General features: G+C 26.6%; 1 protein-coding gene. It reads right to left on the bottom strand.

Going from position 1 to position 372, the window contains the following annotated elements; translation table 11 throughout:
• On the bottom strand, window positions 1-288 hold a 288-nt coding region (locus NOU10_RS09320; RefSeq protein ID WP_255906662.1), incomplete at its 3' end, for a helix-turn-helix domain-containing protein.
• Between the last annotated feature and the right edge of the window lie 84 nt (window positions 289-372).

Raw genomic sequence — 372 nt, 5'->3', positions numbered from 1 at the left:
ATTAGCTTTAGCTAAACTATCAATATTCTTATCTTGCATGTACTGATAATGATTAGACAAATTTCTAGCATTTTTACGACTTTCTAACTCTTTAATACGTTCCTTAATACTATCAATAGGCAATTTTACTTGTTTCAACTTATATAATTCTTGGTCAATAGCAACCATTTTATTATAAACAGTTCTAGCAATGTTACCATTGATTTTGATAATCTTTTTTTGGTTAGTGCTTGGATAAATACGCATTTTCAAGCCATAATAATACTCTAAATCACTCATCTTCTTCATTGTATTTCACCTCCTTTAAGTTTACACTATAATTATAATCAATGTATTAGATTGTATCAAGAAAAATCGTTAATTTTATAAGGC

Source organism: Ligilactobacillus sp. MP3, assembly GCF_024436335.1.
Lineage (GTDB): Bacteria > Bacillota > Bacilli > Lactobacillales > Lactobacillaceae > Ligilactobacillus > Ligilactobacillus salivarius.
Note: the sequence above shows the minus strand (reverse complement) of the source record. Positions and strands in the feature narration are given on the sequence as shown.